The 20,255-nt window shown below is 50.0% G+C and carries 15 protein-coding genes; 5 read left to right on the top strand and 10 right to left on the bottom strand.

Features of this window, described 5'->3' with window-relative positions; genetic code table 11:
- Positions 1–18: 18 nt before the first annotated feature.
- Positions 19–2,139, bottom strand: coding sequence for a hypothetical protein (locus NATSA_RS10975; protein WP_210512563.1), 2,121 nt, complete (start codon positions 2,137–2,139; stop codon positions 19–21).
- 311 nt (positions 2,140–2,450) lie between these two features.
- On the opposite strand from NATSA_RS10975, the gene NATSA_RS10970 reads away from it, so the two are divergent.
- From NATSA_RS10970 to NATSA_RS10960, 3 genes are all read left to right on the top strand, one after another.
- Positions 2,451–4,214, top strand: coding sequence for a phospholipase D-like domain-containing protein (locus NATSA_RS10970; RefSeq protein WP_210512561.1), 1,764 nt, complete (start codon positions 2,451–2,453; stop codon positions 4,212–4,214).
- A 183-nt stretch (positions 4,215–4,397) separates the two neighbouring features.
- Entirely contained in the window at positions 4,398–7,472 is a 3,075-nt protein-coding gene (locus NATSA_RS10965; RefSeq protein ID WP_210512559.1) for a phospholipase D-like domain-containing protein, read from the top strand.
- Positions 7,473–7,603: 131 nt separating this feature from the next.
- Positions 7,604–8,902 carry an endonuclease/exonuclease/phosphatase family protein gene (locus NATSA_RS10960; protein WP_210512557.1) on the top strand — a complete coding sequence of 433 codons (1,299 nt, stop codon included), beginning with the start codon at positions 7,604–7,606 and terminating at the stop codon, positions 8,900–8,902.
- Between the two features lie 21 nt (positions 8,903–8,923).
- Here the strand turns inward: NATSA_RS10960 and NATSA_RS10955 are convergent, their stop codons facing one another.
- From NATSA_RS10955 to NATSA_RS10940, 4 genes are all read right to left on the bottom strand, one after another.
- Positions 8,924–9,826 carry a tetratricopeptide repeat protein gene (locus NATSA_RS10955; RefSeq protein WP_210512555.1) on the bottom strand — a complete coding sequence of 301 codons (903 nt, stop codon included), beginning with the start codon at positions 9,824–9,826 and terminating at the stop codon, positions 8,924–8,926.
- 196 nt (positions 9,827–10,022) lie between these two features.
- Entirely contained in the window at positions 10,023–11,333 is a 1,311-nt protein-coding gene (locus NATSA_RS10950; RefSeq protein ID WP_246481801.1) for a dicarboxylate/amino acid:cation symporter, read from the bottom strand.
- Between the two features lie 11 nt (positions 11,334–11,344).
- A complete protein-coding gene (locus tag NATSA_RS10945; RefSeq protein WP_210512553.1) occupies positions 11,345–12,235 on the bottom strand; it encodes a DUF92 domain-containing protein in 891 nt (296 codons plus the stop codon).
- A 2-nt stretch (positions 12,236–12,237) separates the two neighbouring features.
- The gene (locus NATSA_RS10940) at positions 12,238–12,561 is read right to left on the bottom strand and encodes a hypothetical protein (protein ID WP_210512551.1); all 324 of its coding nucleotides are present in this window, start codon (positions 12,559–12,561) and stop codon (positions 12,238–12,240) included.
- Between the two features lie 222 nt (positions 12,562–12,783).
- Between NATSA_RS10940 and NATSA_RS10935 the strand changes: the two genes are divergently transcribed.
- Positions 12,784–13,653, top strand: coding sequence for a carbon-nitrogen hydrolase (locus tag NATSA_RS10935; RefSeq protein ID WP_210512549.1), 870 nt, complete (start codon positions 12,784–12,786; stop codon positions 13,651–13,653).
- Between the two features lie 35 nt (positions 13,654–13,688).
- On the opposite strand, the gene NATSA_RS10930 is transcribed toward NATSA_RS10935, so the two are convergent.
- From NATSA_RS10930 to speD, 4 genes are all read right to left on the bottom strand, one after another.
- Positions 13,689–15,464: a BamA/TamA family outer membrane protein gene (locus NATSA_RS10930; protein ID WP_210512547.1), complete on the bottom strand. Its 1,776-nt coding sequence runs from the start codon at positions 15,462–15,464 to the stop codon at positions 13,689–13,691.
- Positions 15,465–15,549: 85 nt separating this feature from the next.
- Entirely contained in the window at positions 15,550–16,395 is an 846-nt protein-coding gene (speE, locus tag NATSA_RS10925) for a polyamine aminopropyltransferase (RefSeq protein ID WP_210512545.1), read from the bottom strand.
- Positions 16,396–16,409: 14 nt separating this feature from the next.
- The gene (locus tag NATSA_RS10920; protein ID WP_210512543.1) at positions 16,410–16,877 is read right to left on the bottom strand and encodes a pyruvoyl-dependent arginine decarboxylase; all 468 of its coding nucleotides are present in this window, start codon (positions 16,875–16,877) and stop codon (positions 16,410–16,412) included.
- A gap of 204 nt (positions 16,878–17,081) precedes the next feature.
- Positions 17,082–17,489: an adenosylmethionine decarboxylase gene (speD, locus tag NATSA_RS10915; RefSeq protein ID WP_210512534.1), complete on the bottom strand. Its 408-nt coding sequence runs from the start codon at positions 17,487–17,489 to the stop codon at positions 17,082–17,084.
- A 433-nt stretch (positions 17,490–17,922) separates the two neighbouring features.
- On the opposite strand from speD, the gene cfa reads away from it, so the two are divergent.
- Complete coding sequence (gene cfa / locus NATSA_RS10910) at positions 17,923–19,035, top strand: cyclopropane fatty acyl phospholipid synthase (RefSeq protein WP_210512532.1); 1,113 nt, start codon at positions 17,923–17,925, stop codon at positions 19,033–19,035.
- Positions 19,036–19,106: 71 nt separating this feature from the next.
- On the opposite strand, the gene holA is transcribed toward cfa, so the two are convergent.
- On the bottom strand, positions 19,107–20,255 hold the full coding sequence (holA, locus tag NATSA_RS10905; RefSeq protein ID WP_210512530.1) for a DNA polymerase III subunit delta: 1,149 nt from the start codon (positions 20,253–20,255) through the stop codon (positions 19,107–19,109).

Below are 20,255 nucleotides of genomic sequence, written 5' to 3'. Positions count from 1 at the left end.
CTGAAAAGGATGGATAAACTATTTAATAATGGCAAATTTGCCGGTTTGCACATGACCGGACTCACGGTCACGAACCGAAAACAGATACAGGCCTGTAGAGAGGTTCTGATTTGCCTTTGTGAGCAGATCCCAGGAATGTTCGCCGCCTGAAAATACCCGGTTGCTGCCGCTTAGTTCACGGTACCAGCGGATGTCTCCGTCATAGTTTTCTGCTTCGTGGTGCAGTGTGGCAACGATATCACCGGCAAGTGTGTAAATTCTGATTTCCGCACGGGCCGGCAGGTTGCGGAAGTTTATTTTCCTGGTAAATTCTGTCCCGCCGTCCCATGCTGCATTGATGCGATAAGGATTGGGATATACCCCGACTTTGTACTCGGGATCATCACTTTCAAAATTTTCATTTACGGCAGTACCCGGAAAAACCCTGACCGCATTGGCTGTTCTGCTGCTTTCAAGTGATTCCCTGCCTGCATCGCCGCGGTCAAATGCGGTAACCGAGAACTGATACTGCCAGCCGCTCAGCAGGCCGTCAAAGGTGTAGCTGTACCAGTACTCAGTGTCATCATCTTCAAATAAAACGGGCTCTGAAAGTCTGATATCGTCAAATCCGGTTCCATATCCCACCGGAGTTCCGGGGGTGTCATACTCACGAATCAGTTCAGGGCCAAAGGCGATATCTCCGGTCAGGTCCGATCCCGGTTTGCTGCGGTAAATCCGGTAGCCGTCAAAATCTTTCTCGCCGGAAACCGGATCGACTGTTTCTTCCGCCCTGCGGTCCCAGTACAGAGTTGCTTTTCCGGCATCCAGCTCAACGCGGAGACGAGGCACCTCGGGAGGTTCGGGAACCAGAAACCGCTGTCGTTCATCGGTTTCGGGGTCTTCAAAACCTTCAAAAAGACGAAATGCCCAGTCAGCAGTCTCTTTCAGTAACCGGCGTGACTCGGGGTTATCAAGCTGATCGGCGGTATTGTCAAAGGGAATGAGATTCTGAAACTCTTCGGGTTTCAGTGCGGCGACATAAGCAAAATAGACAGTTATCGTCTCTCCCGGTTCCACTTCCGGTACCGGTCCGAACCGATGAAGCTGGATGTAGTTTCCGTCGGCATCCTGACCGTCTTCGCGGAGCTGATCTTCAAAATCTGTGTAATCCCAGTCTTCAGAAAGTACCGCATAGCGTTCAGAATCTGTTCTGGGCTGGTTGAAAGATCCTCCGGTCTGCCCGAACTTCCAGAAACGCGGACCGACGGTCGGAATGTCATCCTCTCCATATCCTTCGGCAAGCATCTCATCGGAATATCGGGGATGAAAGTTCACATCGCGGTATTCTGCTCCGAGAACCACGGTTGCTCCATAGGTATCGGTTCTGGGAAAATCCGTCGATCCTGAGTCAAAGGCATATAATGTATACAGTGAATCTATATAGCCTACGCCTCCTTTATTGAAAAAGGCACTACCGGACTCCTCGGTAGTATTGATATTTCTGACCACAAGATCAGAATACATGCCGAAGTAGACATCCTCCCAGGTAAACCCGCCGCCGCTGCGGTGTTCATGGCTGTTGTTGGTAATTTCGTATTTGATAATGCTGATGCCATCGGTAAACCCGAAATTCCAGTTGTAAGCCTCCATGCGCACATCGGCGTAAAGCGGGTCTTCATGATCGGCGATGGGCCGGCCGGATACGACGTCCCGCCGGTCAGAGAACTCGGCTACAAAGTCCTGGTGGCTTACTGCATCGGGAGAGAAAAAATCACTGTCAGGCAGGCTGGACCGCTCCATGATCGGCATCCCGTCGTTGGTAAATTCATATCCGGCCTGACCGGCACGCGTATAACCGGACGGATTGGTGACGGCTCCGGTTGAAACGGTGGTCACTCCGTCACGGATGGCGCCGATCCACAGACCGGCCTCAAACAGGTGCTCGGTTCCCGATCCTGCCGGAAACTCCATGCTGGGTGCGAGGCCGGGATTATTCTGGCGGCCCGGGGTTCCGATCGCTCCTACATTGGTGTAGGAAATACCCATATTGCTGACTTCTACCGTTTTACGCTCGAATACCTGCTGAGCCTGGGCCGTTACTGCAAATAATGTTAAAAGAAGTGCAAATGATAAGCTGGTTCGTAGCGGATTATTCGTCATAAACTAAAACTGCGTGATGTGCTTATGGAAGCGCTTGTTTGAGTAATATAAAGTGATTTTTTGCGAAAGCAAAAGATACAGGACACCTGCAGGATTCAGAATTTATCAGTATGATTGCGAGTTTGTTCCTGGCAGTCCCGGAAGTATCAGACACAAAATTAAGGCTCATCTGATATACCTAAATTCCCAAACTTTTTTCAATTTTCAAACACTTTTTTGAAGCTTTATTATTTAGTAATATTCATTAATATATCGGTGCCGTATTTCGCTTATTTTACCACTGATTATCTTCGCCATTAATGCACTCCTGAATGTTCTCTTGTAAACCTCTTCCCTTCTCTGCTTCTTTGCTGTTGCTGTTTACCCTGACTGCTTTTTCCCCGGTTCAGCTGCTGGCAGATGCGCCGCCCGTCACCTCAGCCCCGCCTTATGAAACGGCGGCTACCGACAGCAGCATTACACTTTCCTGGGAGTCCGGTTCTCCGGCTAACAGTGTCGTTCGCTACGGACGGACACCGGATCTGGAGAAAGGTGTTGTTTCCATTGAAAATCAACTTTCCACACACAATGTCACGCTGGACGGGCTGTCCCCGGCACAAATTTACAGGCTCAAAGTAGGAAACGCCTCCGGCAGCGATACCACATGGTCTGACCCTGTCATTGTTTCAACCGGGTCTCCGGTCGCAGCGACGGGTGAAATCAACACCTACTTCAACGGTTCGGTATTTTCCGATGCGGCATGGCGGTCGGAAGCCACTGCTGATTTCGATTTCGGATCGCACTATGCCAGCCGCATACGAAATGCCCAACAGTCTGTCGATATTACATTTTACAACATTAGCGGCAATACCGGAAGTGATATCGAACGGGCCCTGATTGGCGCGGCACGTTCGGGAGTTCAGGTCCGCGTAATCATGCATCACAACCTCGGCAACCCTGCAAATCAAATCCGTCAAACCCTCAGACTCGAAAATAATATTGAAGTCATTCAAAGCGAGTTTGGTGATAACCGCGGCCGGGACGGACTCATGCACAACAAATTTGCCATCATTGATTATGACAGCGACGACCCTTCTGATACCTGGCTGATTATCAGCTCATGGAATTCCACCGATACCGGCTCTGAAGAGCAGTATCAAAATATGATCGAGTTCCAGGATCCCGCGTTGGCCGGAGGCTATCGTGCCGAGTTCAACCAGATGTGGGGAAGCGACGGGTTTGAACCCGATGCCGGGAATGCGCATTTTTCACAAAACAAGGAGGTTGTCAATCCGACACGGTTCTGGATTGATGATATTGAGATCGATATCTTCTTCAGTCCGCAGGCAAACACGCAGAGCGAAATTATCAGCAGGCTCGGCAGCGCCGAACAGGGCGTGGCTCTGCCCAAGTATCTTATCACGCAATGGCCCTACCTCGATGTACTCCGGTCTCTGGATAACGACGGAAAAACCGTTCGGGGGGCTATAGGAGATATCACATACAACAGCAGCCTTTTCAACCAGCTTTCAGGATTTGCCGATGTCCACGATCACGGGGCCGCAAGCGACATTCTTCTACACCACAAAACAGCAATTATTGACCCTTACGAACCGGGTTCCGGCAGCGGACAGGTAATTACCGGCTCGATGAACTGGTCCCGCAACGGCAATGAAAACAGCGATGAAAACACCATCATAATCCGCGATGACCACATCGCCAACCTGTACTATCAGGAATTTGCGGCCCGCTATTATGAAGCCGGCGGGACGGCCGATCTCACCATCACTTCCGCCACCGGTGATCCGGAAGAAAACGCTGTGCCGGAGGTCCTTACTCTGAACCAGAATTACCCCAACCCCTTCAATCCCACAACCAGAATTTCATTTGAACTGCCGGAAGCAGGGCGCGTAACACTTCAGGTCTATGATGTAACCGGGCGTCTTGTTTCCAGCATCCTTGACGGCATTGACAAATCTGCCGGGCATCACGAGGTTTCTTTTGATGCAGAGGGATTGTCGAGCGGACTCTATCTCTACCGCATTTCGGTTGACGGGCATCCTGCAGCTGCAAAAACCATGATGCTGGTAAAATAACTTGACGGCTCCGGGACCCTTATTTCTTCCATGTTTCCTTATCCACCCTGAAAAAAAACATCTGCATTCCGGCTAGACGGAACACCGGTTCTTCCGGACATTGCATCTCAACACTATAATTACACACCTTATCCACAAACGCTTCGCTTTACCATGAAATCACCCTTACAATTACTCAGTTTATTGACGATACTATTGCTGCTTCTGCCGGCTGCGGCTTTTTCGCAGCTTTTTGAAGACTTTGAAGACGGTTCCAAAGGCGCGTATGCCCCTGGAACTGTAGAACTGTCCAGCGGAGACTGGATGTTTGATGACGCGCTGATCGGCAGTCTGGATGGCGACAGAAGAATGGGATCCCAGTCCGTCCGTATCCGTGACGGTTACATTGAAATGCAGTTCGACACCTTCGGCGCAGGTGACGTCCGTTTTTATTATGCAAACTTCGGCAACGACAGCGGCGCGCTGGTCCGGCTGCAATATTCTGAGGACGGGGGAAACAGCTGGAATGATCTCGGTGATGAGCTGCAGCCGGAAAGCGAACTGGTTCAGGCGGATATCGAAGCCAACATCGACGGCAACGTCCGGTTTCGCATTCTATCCAGTGAAGGCTCAGACAACCGCGTCAACATCGACAATTTCGAAGTTACCGAGTTTGTCGAAGACACGGATGAACCGCGACTGCGCGTCGAGGCAGATGGCAGCGTTGTCCAGTCCGGTGGCAGCATCGACTTCGGTTATGTCCTTCTTGAAAGTTCGGACAGCCAAACCCTGACCATCAGCAATACCGGCCAGCAGGATCTTGAAATAAGTTCAGTGTCGGTCACCGGCGACGGGTTCTCACTTTCAGGTGATGCGCCGTCAGAACTTTCCCCGTCGGAATCGGCAGAGATGGAGGTGGTGTTTGAACCGGTAAGCGAAGGCGACGCATCCGGCACCCTTTCCATCGTCTCAAATGATCCTGAGGCGCAGCAATATGAGGCCTCACTGTCCGGAAGCGGTCTTGATCCGGATGAACCCATCGACATTGCCGATGCCCGGGAAATGCCAATGGGCACGCTCGTATCGGTCAGCGGCTGGGTCACTGTAACTGACGAGTTTTCCGGTCCGATTTACTTCCAGGACGAAACTGCCGGTATCGCGGCTTATTACAATCCGCTTATGCGTGACGACTCGCTGGGATTTACTCTTGAAGTTTCCAAAGGCGACTCCATTGTGGTCACCGGTCCGCTCACGACATTTAATGACCTTGTTCAGATCGCGCCGACCGATGATTTCGAGTCTGTCATTTTTGAGGTCTATCCTGAGGGACGCAGGGACATTGAGCCCACTGTGCTGACCGTTGAGCAGCTCGAAACCGGTGATTATGAAGGCCAGCTTGTGCGGCTGGATGCTGTCCGAATTCTTGATGACGGCCGTTTTTCCGGTGACACCAACTACGATATAGAAGATCAAACGGGCACCAGTGAAATCCGGATTTCCAGATACACCGATATCCCCGGCATGACCATCCCGTTCGACGAAGTACAGATCACCGGAGCAGCAAGCAGGTTCCTGGATTTCGTCCAGGTCTTCCCGAGAGACCGAAGCGACTTCATGCCTGTCGGCGATGCGCCGATCATCGTCAGCGATACACCTTACGAGGTGTCGGCAACATCATCGTCCATCACCTTTGAGTGGGAAACCGATGCTGAAGGCACCTCCGAAATACGATATGGCCTGACAGATGAGTACGAGCTGGGGATAGTCGAAGATGATCAGCACAAAACCGATCATACGATTACACTGGAGGGACTGGATCCCGCCACAGTCTACAATGTTCAGCTTCGTTCGGCACTTGGCGAGGATACCACCCGCACCTCCAATTATCTGGTGACAACCTCATCCCCAGAAGGAACCACACAGGAGGTAAACGTCTACTTCAATCAGGATGTGGATCACACTCTGGCTACGTTCGAAGAGGCAATTTCCAACTATGCCTTTGACGATCATCTGATTGATCGCATCAACAGCGCCGGGCACTCGCTTGACCTGGCCTTTTACAGCATTAGCGGGACAGTTGGAAGCAACATCGCATCGGCCATTGCAGGTGCCCACAACCGCGGTCTGGATGTGCGGGTCATTGTCGATCACAACACAGCAACCGACAATTTTGTCAATGCGCTCGAAAACAGCGATGTCCCGGTCATCGAAAGCGACTTCGGCGATGCCAACAGCGGACGCGAGGGCCTTCACCACAACAAATACGCCGTGATTGATTACAACGGCGGCGACCCGGAAGATGTCTGGCTTATCACCAGTTCCTGGAATGCCACCGACAACGGCACCAACGTCCACAACCAGAATATGATTGAGTTTCAGGATGTGGCCATCGCCGGGGCCTATACACGTGAGTTCAACCAGAAATGGGGAAGTGACACCACCACGCCGGATGCAGGCGAATCACGTTTCGGCTCACAAAAAATCGTAGTCAACCCATCCACCTTCTGGATTGGTGACAGCTATGTCCGCCTGTTTTTCAGTCCGCAGGGCAACACCGAGGCGGCTATCATTGACGCCATCAGGACGGCAGAGCATTCCGTAAACCTGGGTACCATGCTCATTACCCGGACCGGCTACACCAACGCACTTTTTAACCGGAATGCCGCAGGTGTAACCATCCGCGGCGTCATGGGTCAGCCGGGCCAGCAGGGAAGCCAGTATGATGACATTGCTGCTTTTGCCGATATGCACACGCTCACCAGTCCCCTGATGCATCACAAATACGCTGTCATTGACGGTGAGCAGGCGGAATGGAACGGCAAAGTCATAACCGGATCCCACAACTGGTCCAGTTCGGCAAACCGGCGCAATGACGAGAATACCATCATTATCGAGGATGCCCGAATCGCCAACCTGTACATCCAGGAGTTTGCCGCCCGTTACTATCAGGCCGGTGGACAGGATGACATCGTTACGGTAGATGCCGGGCATGAGGCCGATGAGCTGCCGCAGTCGTTCCGTGTGCAGCAAAACTATCCCAACCCGTTCAATCCCACGACCAAAATTGCATTCGACCTTCCAAGTCAAAGCAATGTGACACTGCGGGTGTATGACACCCTTGGGAGACAGGTTGCCTCCCTGCTTTCAGATGAGTCCCTGCCGGCCGGAACGCATCATGTTTCCTTTGATGCCAGCCATCTGGCCAGCGGCGTGTACATCTATCGCGTCCAGCTGGATGACGGACAGGCACTGACCCGGTCGATGACCCTGATCAAATAACAACAGAACCTGAATTGGCACATCATGGCACCAGCCGTGATGTGCCCGTTCGTTCCCGGATCGCCGCCCGGATACTCATCTTCCTCAGGCATCCAGTCCGTACTCATGCTATGCGATTATTTTTGAAAAGAATGTCCTCACGCCCGGCCTGTTTTGCACTCTCTGCCTTGTTGCTGTGCGTCATCATCGCTGCCGCGGCCATGACCGGTGCCGCGAATTCGGGCGAGGGAAACTATTCGCATATTCCTCATTCCCGCACCTTTGATGTGGTGACATGGAATATCGAATGGTTCGGTGATGAAACACGCGGTCCGTCAGATACCGAGCTGCAATACCGTAATGTGGTCGAAATCATCGACAGCCTGCAGCCAGATCTGATCGGTGTGCAGGAGATATACAGCATCACCCAGTTTGAACGGCTCATTGATGACCTTGACCGCTACGATGGCTTTGTCACCCGGTACGGCTGGGGCGGTGATCCCGACGCGGGAATGGATGTCGGTTTCATATACAACACGGAGACCGTCAACCCCACCCATTACCGTTTGCTTGACAGCGGCTCTCAGGCCGATCTTACCCCCTTTTACTGGGCTTCCCGGTTACCCAAGGAATTTATATTCCGAGTGCAGCTGGAAGACATCTCCTTTTCTGCCCGTGCAGTGGTGGTTCACGCCATGGCACGGTCTGACAGTGCATCATACGAGCGGCGGATAGCAGCATCTCAGGAGATCAAAGAAAACTACTTTGATCCTTACTTCAGCAGAATCCCACTAATTTTTCTGGGTGACTACAACGATCGTGTGACCGAATCCACATACCGGCCTGAAGATACCCCCATGCCTTCACCCTACCGCAACTTTGTCGATGATCCGGCTTATGAGGTGGTCACTTACTCGCTGGATGAGGCCGGAGAAGCCTCCTGGCCGGGCGTTGACAGCTGGTTCCCTCCCACAATGCTCGATCACATCACCATCAACGAACCCTGGTTCGAATACTGGCTGGAAGGTTCTGAACGCGTTTACCGTCCGGATTATATTGAGGACTATCCGCGCACGACATCCGACCATTATCCCGTAAAAGTCCGGTTCGATGTAACCGGCAGGGCCACATCGTCTCATCCATCGGGTGCACATAAGAGCCACTCAGACCGGGACACCGCTGAGAAGGCGGCGTTAATCCGGAACCATCCCAATCCGTTCAACTCGCAGACATCCATCGTATTTGAACTTGGCAGACCGGAAGCCGTCACCATATCGGTATTCAATCCAATGGGAGAACGAGTGGCCGAACCGGTCACAAGCCGGCAATATGAAGCAGGTATCCATCAGGTTGAGATTGACGCTTCGGGATGGGCGAGCGGAGTGTATCTTTACAGAATGGACACCGCCAGTGGTGCAAACGATACCGGGCTGATGACACTGATTAAGTAGAATGTTTCAGAGGAACGGGTGTTACTCTGCGGAGGCCATAATCTCCCGAAGCCGCTCTTCTCCTTTTGTCCGGATGGCGCTCAGTTCGGGGTGATCGTTTTCAAGAATGGTCCGGTACTGTTCCCTGGCATCGTCCTTATTGCCGGTTTTTTCCAGCGACAAGGCGTAGTAGTACCTGAATATGATGTTTTCGGGCCATTGCTGCACAAGCGGCTCCACAATCCGGAGAGCATCCCCGAATTTTTCCTCTTCATGATACAAATAGGTGAGAATCATTCTGGCATCCGAGCTGGTGTAGGTTTCCGTCTGTGATGCCTCCTCAAGCTTTTCAAATCCGGTTTCTTTGTCACCGCGCAAGCCGATCATGTTGACAAGCCACCGGACCTCGCCCGGCACTGTGCCTACCATATAATGAAATACCCCCTGCCCGATGAGTGCGTCGGGATTGTCACTGCTCATCTGCATGAGTTTGCGAGTGTATGAGTATCCGCTGGCACCGCTTCGGACCGCGGTTCTGTACTGACGTTCCCCGGCGGCCACAAGACCGCGATATCCGTAAAGTCCGCCCATCATGAGCACCGTTGTGGTATCACCGGGGTCCTCATCCATTCTCTTCTTGCCAGTTTCCAGTGCTATTTCTGATTTCTCCAGGAATGCTTCTGCAGATTCAGAAGGCTCGCCTGCGAAAAAATATTTCCAGAAAGGAATCATGGCATCGAAAAAATAGGCCCGCGGGTCATTCTCGTCATCTTCTTTCAGTTCTTCAAAAACGATTCTTGCCTCATCCCAGTCCGCCTTGTAAAAAGCTTTGATTCCCCTTTCAAGCTTCTGTTCGTATTCAGTAGTAAGCTCAGCTCCCGGCATCTCTTGTTTGTTTAGATAACTCCCTGCAAGTAAGGTTGTGATAATCAGAAGCAGAATCATAATTCGGGATGAATAAAGTGATTGAATCCGGCTTGAAAAAAGCAAGATCCGGCGTTGCCTGCATGGTAACAATAATTTCCGCTATTATGCCGGAAAAGCCTCAGTAAAGTCTTAATAACTTTAAACGACTCAGATAATAACATGGTATATATGAACAAAGCAAAATACAGCTGTTTCTGAGGGGCGTTTATCGTAATCAATCATCAAAATGTCCTTCACCAAGCCGGCCCTCTGTGCTGGCGACAGCTACTGAAACAGCGGCATCGCCTGTAATGTTCACCGCAGTGCGGATCATATCCAGAATTCTGTCGACCCCCAGAATCAACGCTATTCCTTCAACGGGAACTTCAACTGCCTGAAGAACGATAACAAGCATAATAATTCCGGCACCGGGAACACCGGCTGTACCGATGGATGCCAGCGTGGCAGTAATTACAATGATGAGCTGCTGTGAAACGGTCAGATCTATTCCAACAGCCTGGGCAATAAAAACGGCGGCAACGGCCTGATACAAGCTGGTTCCATCCATATTGATTGTGGCCCCTACCGGCAGAACAAAACTGGCCACTTCTTCATGTACACCGAGTTTTTTCTCAACCCGTTCCATGGTTAACGGCAGGGTTGCCAGACTGGAGCTGGTACTGAAGCCAAGAAGCTGAGCAGGACGAATTCCCTTCAGAAAGTTCAGCAATGACATATTGCTGAACATCTTGAAAAGAGTGGTGTATACAATGAGGACATGAAGTATCAACCCGGCCACTACGACCAGTCCGTACATCAGCAATGCCTGCAGCAGTTCGGCCGTGCGGCGAAGGTCTTCCCCACCCAGATCGACAATCACCGATGCTATCAGTGCGAAGACACCGAAAGGAGCAATCTTCATGATCATCTCCACAATCTTGATAATCACATCATTCAGTGAGTCGAAAAAGTCGACCAGTATTTTTGACTTATCCTCCGGAATTCTCATCAGACCGATGCCAATAATCAGTGCTACAAATACTATCTGAAGCATATTGGTATTGTCTGAGGCAGCTTCAAAGAAGTTTGCCGGCACGATATCCACGATGAACTGAAGCGGACTGCGGTCCAGCAATTCGGTGGCGGCCTCTTCCTGCCCTTCAATATTCTCCTGATAGCTGGCAAACAGTCCGTCACGCGTCTCCTCGGGAAGGACCTTGCCGGGTTCAAATATATTGACAACCGTAAGGCCGATCGTGATGGCAAAAACAGTAGTAACCATATAAATCCCGATGGTTTTTCCTCCCATGCGGGATAACTTGGTGAGGTCGTTCAGGTTGGTGATGCCGACAATGAGGGAGGCAATCACCAGCGGAATGGCCACAAGCTGCAGCATCCGGATGAATATGGTGCCAAACGGCTCGATGAAATCTACAGTAAACTGTTGCAGGCCGGTAAGCGTAGCAATAATTCCGAATATGAGTCCGGCTATGAGTCCGGACAAAATCTGCCAGTGCAGGGTTTTATACCAGGGCAATTTGGACATGGACACCTTTTTTAATAGAGCATAAGTGCCAGGAATGCGGCGAAACCTGAGGACAGGAAATTGACTCCGTTGTTATCCGGTATACACTTTCTGATAACGCGCGAAAATGCACCTTTTCCGGAATCATCAAACCACCGTCCCGGCATGTTATGTGCTTGAAAAATTGCTCCAAGATAGGAATCCGCAATACAACCTGAAAACCCGGATAACAAAATTACCCACAATGCCCTTATATCGAGATTGAAACTGAGAACCAGAAACAGAACGGTCACGGCCAGGGCGCCGGCAAATCCGGCAAGTGTACCGGGATAGCTGACCGCACCATCGGTCCCGGCAGGTACGGTCCGGAATGTTGTGATCATTTTTGCCTGCGGTGCCAGCCGTTCTCCGGCAACGGAAGACCATGTATCGGATGTAGCCGCTGCCAGAGCAGCAACAGCAGCAACTGCGGCCCACTGCTCATTTATCAGAAAAAAAACAAATACGAAAAACACAAACCAGAATGCGTTTGCCCATACCTGCATACCTGTGCGCCTTTCGGTTGCGACTGCGGGTGCTTTCTCGGCTTTATCTGATTCCGGCATTCCCGGCTGATCTGTTTCTGTTTTCTTTTTTCTGTCGCTGCCAGTCAGCCATTGAGCCAGGGCATAACTGCTGAAAAAGAAAAACAGCAGCAAACCGGCACCAGTCCATGCCCAAAGTCCCATTGCAGCAACACCCGTCACCAGTGCGGCGCCGGCTCCGTCAATAGTAAGCGAATTATTTAAAAAAGTATACAGAACACCAACAGTCCCCAACCCCAAGGCTGCGACCATCCAGATGCGCTCTGAGCTGTCGGCTATAACCACGAAAAGTACGATAAGCAAAAAGCCGAACAGGTAATCAAGCAGCCGGTCAGTCACAGCTACGCCGTTGAAGTTGTATCAGTAGTGGCTGACTCTGATTCGGGTGCAGCCTGAGCTTCTTTTTCCTTCTCAAGAACCGCCGGATCGGTTTTGAAAACAGAAACCGCAACCACTACGAAGCCCGCCATAATCAGAACCGGTCCGATGAACAGTGAGTAAATACCGTACTGCTGGCCTTCAATGTACATGCCGCCAAAACCCAGCACAACCAGCAATGCCCCCATAAAAAGCAGCTTGTAGTTATATGGCGTCAGCAGCATGGGCACTGACGGTCCTCTTTTGCGTCTTCTCGGAGTTCGCTGTCTTCTTTTCTTTTTGCTCATATCAAAAATTATAAATACGGTTGCTTCTCAGGCTGTCAAAATACAAATATGTTCAGAAACCGAAAGATACCCTGTATTGACCTTTCAAGCAATTTTTCAAAATTGCCAGATATAACACTGATAAAATCACGAAAACGTTCTGATTATATTGTCTGTTCCGTAAAAAAGGGTATAATAGTTACACTACTGTCTTCCCTGATTTTCAGAATAAATCCCTTTCCCATGGCATATAATATCGCTCTGATTCAAACAGCGTGCAGTAACGATACAGACCGCAATCTGGCTGACTCAGAGAAATACATACGTCAGGCTGCTTCCGGAGGCGCAAATGTCATCCTCCTGCAAGAGCTCTTTGCCTGGCCCTATTTTTGCCGGGAAGTTGACAACCGCCATTTCGCCCGGGCCGAACCGGTGCCGGGTCCGCTTACAAGCAGGATGCAGAAGCTTGCCGGAGAGCTGGGAGTGGTCATTGTGGTACCGCTCTTTGAAAAACGTACTGCCGGACTCTATCACAATACGGCCGTCGTCATAGATGCTGACGGAACATTTCTTGGGAAATACAGGAAAATGCATATTCCCGAAGATCCCGGGTTTCATGAAAAGTACTATTTCACTCCCGGAGATCATGGGTATCAGGTGTTCGATACCCGTTTCGGCAGCATAGGCGTTCTGATTTGCTGGGACCAGTGGTTTCCCGAAGCAGCCCGCCTGACAGCGCTGATGGGTGCGGATCTGCTGGTATATCCCACAGCCATTGCCACGCTTCCGGAAGAAAAAGGAGCCTTGTCACAAAAGTACCTTAAGGCCTGGCAAACGATTCAGCAGAGTCATGCCATTGCAAACGGATGTTATGTTGCATCCGTGAACCGTGTAGGAGTTGAAGGAAACCTGAGCTTCTGGGGCAGATCATTTGTGAGCGGGCCTTTTGGCGAAGTCCTTGCTGAAGGAGGTAGCGATGAGGAGGTTGTCATGTGCTCCGTTGATCCTGAAAAGCTGGATATACACCGCACTACATGGCCATTTTTACGTGACCGCCGTATCGATACGTACCATCCGATACCCTCACGCTGGATCGGTGATAACCCGGGCTGACAGGGCACACCTGAACTCGCCCGCAGGCCCGTGAATCAAAATTCGGTGTTCAGGCTGAAATGAATTTTGCCGTTGTATATGGGATCATCCCCCGAGACCGCATATGTAAACTGCATCATACCGATCGGTGTCCGGTACCGGAATCCAAATCCGCCCGAGTGAAGCCAGTCACTGGTTCCGGATCCCTGCCGTCCTATGATATCCGGACGCTGATACGCCCCGCCAGCCAGAAACAGGAACGCATGGGAATAGGGATCCAGCAAATACCGGTATTCCAGATCACTCCATACAGACCGGGCAACACGAAACTGTTCTTCCCGGTAGCCACGGATGCTTCCGGAACCGCCCAGAGGCATCAGCTCTGATTCGGAGTATTCGGGAGATTCCAGTGTTGCTCCATGAATTTTGAAAGCAGCAACCTGCCGCTGAAACGGACTGTAAAAAACTTCCAGGGAAGAATTGACCATTTGCTGCATCATGGTTCCCCTGCTTTCAAGCTCTTCCGCACGCTCGTCGGTCACTCTTCTGATTCCGCTGCCAACGTTAATATTGAAGATCATGCCGCGGGTTGGAGCAAAACGGCTGTCTGTATTATCATATCTGAATCCGATTCCGGCGGAACGGGTCACGCCGTCAAGGGCAAGAAGAGGCAGATCCGGATTCGTGTTTGCCGATGTCGCGGATTGTGAGAGGCTGACTGACAGTTCCCGGCCGGCTGCCCATTCATATGATCCCTCAACATTCACGGTTCTGATCTGATAGCTGGTATCCTGCTGAACAAACCTGAAAGAAGCTCCGGCGCCAAGCGGCATTCCCATTATCCATTGCTTTTTATATCCCGTCTCCAGACGGGTCACCATATCTTCCAGACGTTCAAACATGATGCGCAATGAGCTTCCCTGCCAGCCCACATTCCGGACCATGACTTCTCCCCTTCCGATCACATTGTAGGCATCCGCCTGGCCGGGGTCATATCCGAACAGCAAATCAAAATGGTTGGCCCGGCGCTCAGTAACCTCATAATGCACAAACGGCAGGCCATCCCGGAACATGATCTCACCTTCGCTGACATCATGAAAAAGCCCTGTATTTTCAAGATTGCGCCGGCCCTTGCGGAACAAATCCGGAGTGATCTTGTCATCTGCTCTGATTCCTGATGCCGTTTCAATGTAATCCGGATCGTGTTGCGACAGTCCGTCAGTCCAGACTCCGGCTGCATAAAGCTCTTCTCCTGCATCTATTTCCAGCTCAAGTTCAACCGTGCAATCGGTGCGGTTGGGCTGAAACCGGGTAACTGATAACTCCGCAAGCGGATAGCCCAGGTCTTCCAGATGCGCTACTACACGCAGTATTTCCGCCTCCAGCTCCTCCTGTTCATAATAATTACCGGCTCCGAAAAACCAGATAAAATCCTCAAGAAGCGAAGATTCGTTATCGGTGAAATAATAATCGATTTCTTCAATTTCAAATCGGCAACCCGGCCTGCTGAATACTTCAATGGCGGCTCTGCTCCCGTAATGTATCAGAACTGAGTCGATGCTGGCATTGAAATAGCCAAACCGGCTGTAATAGCGATAGCCATTCTGCCTGATGCTCTCCGAAACTCCGGCTGAGTCACTCTGATCTAACGACACATTATCAAGAAGTGAATCCCGGATGCTTTCTTCCAGCCGGACGGCTTCACCGTTGTTATAATAACGAAGCTCGACTTGCCCGTCACTTTCAGATGGAGCCGCTGTTACAGTCCGGCCTTCAAAGTCTGCTTTTAAAAAAAGACCTGCAGTCAGTAACAGAAAAATGAGCAATTTCATCCTGGATAAGCGAAAAAGCTGGAAAAATGAATTTTCGGTAATGCGGATGACGCGCAGTCTGCACAGTCTGTGCGCGCAATCAGCATCAGCGCAAAATATCCTTGACAAATCCGGGCAGTGCAAATGCACCTTTATGGATGTCCGGATTATAATAGCGTAACGAAGAATTCATCGCCGTGGTACCCCGTGCCACCCGGTCCAGTACTTCAGGGTCGTGTGGATGAATGCCCTTTGAGGCGAATGCGAGTGACCACATCCCGGACGGATAAAGGGGGATAAACGCAAGGTACATGGCTGACAACTCAAAAATGCTGTCCAGCGAATGGAATAACTTGCGAATGCCGCTATGGTATGATGCGACCCATGGACTTTCGGTTTGAGACGTCAGCACCCCGTCGGGACCAAGAGCCCGGTAGCAGCTTTTGTAGAAAGAATCACTGAAAAGGTCGATCGCAGGCCCCACCGGATCGGATCCGTCGATGATAATTACATCATATGGGTCAGAAATATTGTTCACAAAAGTAATCCCGTCTTCGTAATAAACCTTAAGCCGGGGATTGTCAAAATCACCCACATCGGGCAGAAACTGCCGGGCTGCACGGACAACGGCCTCATCAATTTCTACCATATCCACCTGCTCTACTCCCGGGTGTCGAAGCACCTCTCTGGCCGACCCGCCGTCACCGCCGCCGATGATCAGCACTCTTTTCGGATCCGGATGCGAAAACATCGCAACATGAACCAGCATTTCATGATAGACGAACTCATCTTTCTCGGAAAGCATGACCATCCCGTCAATGGTCATCATGTTTCCCCATGTGTCCGTTTCAAACACCTCCACTTTCTGATACGGTGTCGATTCTGAGAAAAGAACTTTTTTTACGCCTACGGTCAGCCCGGTCCGGCCATGGTAATATTCATTGAACTGCATTGCGCTGTAATAATTTATTCGTACCAGAGGACGGCCCCTGCAAAAACGGCACCGCATTTGTTAACCTGATATTCAATTCCGATAGAAAAAAGATCTTTCAACGTACGGTTGCGATAGGTGAAGGCATCTTCCGCCATTTGTCTGACTTTATTTTCAACTACCGACAGAGGCTGCGTGTCTTCGTGCTCCATTATTACCCCCGGGAGTGACGGGTCTTCCGGCAATGCAACAGCTACTGCCGCCGAAATGATTTCGCCGGATGTTTCGGAATCGATATGTGCATAAGCGGTGGGAATCAGTCCGCCTTTTGGCAGATCAACTGTATCAACCCTTCTTGCAGACGGAGGCACGATGCTGCTCATTCTAACAATATTGGTGTCACCGATACCCGCTGCAAGCAACGCCTTGTCAAAGGCATTCAACCGGGTTCGTGCTTCGCCGGCCCCCTTGACCAGACAGAACGTATTCGGGGTTGGTACCATATTCATATATTCTAACTCCGTGAAAAAAGATATCAGTTAATTATAAAATCACTCTGAATGCCTGAGCCGGGAAAATATCACACTACTGCTACGTTGCCGGCTTCATCAGAGTCAATACCGGGATTTGCAGTAAAAAATGCAGCTTAAACAATACTGCTGCTTGCAAGGACGGCACTGCAGCACAACAATGGCCTTAAAAAACGGTCAGTTGCCGAAACGTGCCGCGTTTTCAGGTTTGAACAGCAGTTTCTGTCCCCGGGCAACCTTGAACATCCCCCGCTTCAGCTCCATTGCCGATGTGTTCTGGGAATCAAACTTTTCCTTCAGATGCTCCTGAATAATCCACGGGTCTATGGTTTCGCCACAGGTAAAAATGTCTACGGCAGCATATGAGTACTCAGGCCAGGTATGAATGGCCACATGTGATTCAGCGATAACAACCATGCCGCTTACACCGTGGGGACTGAATTTGTGAAATTTGTGAGATATGATTGAAGCACCGGACAAACGCGTACCTTCAAGCAGTATCGCCTCAATTTGTGCAACGTTATTCAGCACATTTTCATCACATTCATAAAATTCAACGAGTATTTGTCGTCCCAATGCTTCCATTTCTCTCACGTACTATCGGATTTGGGTGGTAATTTCAATGATCGCTGCCGTCAAACAGCAGAAAAAAAACAACATCTTTTCACAGCCACCCCGCTTGTCATTGCCTGCGCTTGTGTCAAAATGTTGCGTTAATATGCAGCGAAATTTCCTTTTGGAAAGGATGCAATCGCGTTAGAACAAAATTGTTTTTCCGATGTGATGATGTAATGATGCCATTTCTCGGAAGATCACAAAATTAAAAAAAATCCTGAATTATTTATGCATCAAAATAAAATATCCTTCATCCGTACACAAATAATCATGATTTCGCGATGAGAACGTTTGTTCTGACTGTCTCATTATCTGCTGATTTCTATTATTGAAAGTAATCTCATCATTTAATATATATAAAGAGTGCTGGTCTTCTGTCAGGATAACAAAACCCGGTTTCATTATGGATACATTCAGAAAGAAGGCATCGGATTTATTAAAGCACGCAGATGTTACGATAAACGGCAACCGCAAATGTGACATTCAGGTGCACAATGATGAGCTGTTTAAGAGAGTTTTTGCCGAAGGTTCCCTGGGACTTGGGGAGGCATATATTGAAGGCTGGTGGGACTGTGAAGCACTTGACGACTTTTTTTATCGTGTTTTATCAGCCGGACTCGACAGAAAAATCAAACCCGTCAGAGAGATCGGAACCTGGTTAAAGGCTTTTGTCTCCAATCTTCAGCGTCCTTCGAGGGCATTCCGCATTGGTGAGCATCATTATGATATCGGTGATGATCTGTATGAAGCCATGCTTGACAAGCTTATGACTTACAGTTGCGGTTACTGGAAAAATACCCGTTCGCTTGACATCGCCCAGAAAAACAAGCTGGAGCTGGTCTGTGAAAAACTTGGGCTTCGCGAAGGAATGCGCGTACTTGATATCGGATGCGGATGGGGTGGCGCCCTGAAATATGCAGCAGAAAATTTTGGTGTAAAAGGTCTCGGCATAACGGTTTCACGCAATCAGGCAGAGAAAGCGAAAAAAATGTGTTCCGGACTTCCTGTGGAAATAAAACTGCAGGATTACAGAGATTTGCGGGGATCATTTGACAGAATCTGGTCTATTGGAATGATCGAACATGTCGGGGTAAAAAACTATCGCACATTCATGCAGGTAGTCAGGCGGTCCCTCAAACCGGACGGACTTTTTCTGCTTCACACGATTGGTGGCAACCGGTCTGTATTCAAAAGTGATGCCTGGATTAATAAATATATTTTCCCTAACTCCATGATCCCTTCCATCAGGCAGCTTGCCCTATCGTTCGAAAACCTGTTTGTCATGGAAGACTGGCATAACTTTGGTGCAGATTACGATAAAACCCTGATGCACTGGTACAAAAACGTGTTAAAGCATAAAGAGCAGTTGAGCGAACAATACAGCCAGCGTTTTTTCCGCATGTGGCGTTATTATCTGCTTAGCTGTGCCGGATCGTTCAGAGCCAGAAAAAACAATCTCTGGCAAGTTGTGTTGTCTCCGGATGGCGTTCCGGGAGGGTATCAGACCGTACGATAAACCATTAAACAGCAATTCATTACGATTTTATACCGGTGTCATGAAGAAAACCGGTTCATCTGATCCCGGTATCATCCGGTCAGTTTCTTGATCGTCATGAGCCAGATGGCCTCCGGCGTTTCACGGCTGAAACCCTTCAGGGCTTTGTCCGCATCCAGAAGGGTTTCAAACACCATCGGACAATCTTCAAGCGAATAATTACGCCCGGCTTTTACGAGTTTATCGTAGTAAAATGAACTGTTGATTCCGGCTTCTTTTCTTATTTGGCCCGGTGTGAGCCCCTTACGGGACAAACGTTGTATAAGCCAGATTTTTCCGAATGTTGAATACAGGAACCCGATCATTTTGAAAATTTCGCCGGTGGCATTGTCCGCCGTTTTAAGCATTTGATGGGTGATGGCCATGGTTTTATCCCGGTTCTTTTCCAGCAATGCATCCTGAAATTCAAATAAGCTGTATTCACGGGAAAGGCCGACCACCTGCCGGACATCCGATTCTGTTATCGGACCTTTGTCTTCCCGGAAATTGGACAGTTTTTCAATTTCGACCGTAAGCTGCTGCAGATTGGTGCCGACATGGAATGCAAGGAGCTGCGCTGCACCGGTTTCGAATTCCAGGTTGTGCTCTGCAGATGCCCAGTCCGTGATCCATTGCTGAATTTTATAGTCCGGTACCGCTTCAAAAGTGTGCGAAGTAACTGTTTTCCCCTTTTTCAATGCTTTCCCAAGAGCACTGTGCTGAGCCGGTCTGGTATCGTTGGTCAAAAATAGGAGCGTAGTCGGATTGGGCTGCTTCAGGTATGCGGCAAAATCATCACGACTGCCTTGCGGTGAAACATCATCCAGACTTATTTCATCAGATCCGCCCTTGTGTTCATCCTCTCCGATGGAAAGCGTTCCGGCCGGTTCCCCGGCACTCCCGCCTCTTCTGTCGCTGAACATTTTCATGAAGTCGCGGACAATCACGACGCGGCGCTCCGCCATCATCGGATAACTCTTGCACATGTCGATGACCGAGTTGGCCTTGACATCCTGTCCATAAAGAATATCCAGATTAAAGTCCCGTGACTCCTCCGGAACAGTTTCCACAGCGGCATCCTGCAACCGGTCTATGAAAAAGGTTTCTTCACCAAAAAAAGCATACACAGGTTTCACGTCCGAACTGCGAAGTTCTTCCAGAAACGATTGGTACAATTCAAGACTCGATGACTTTCTGGCCAT

The organism is Natronogracilivirga saccharolytica (assembly GCF_017921895.1).
GTDB classification, from domain to species: domain Bacteria; phylum Bacteroidota; class Rhodothermia; order Balneolales; family Natronogracilivirgulaceae; genus Natronogracilivirga; species Natronogracilivirga saccharolytica.
This window is presented reverse-complemented; position numbering and strand designations above follow the sequence as displayed.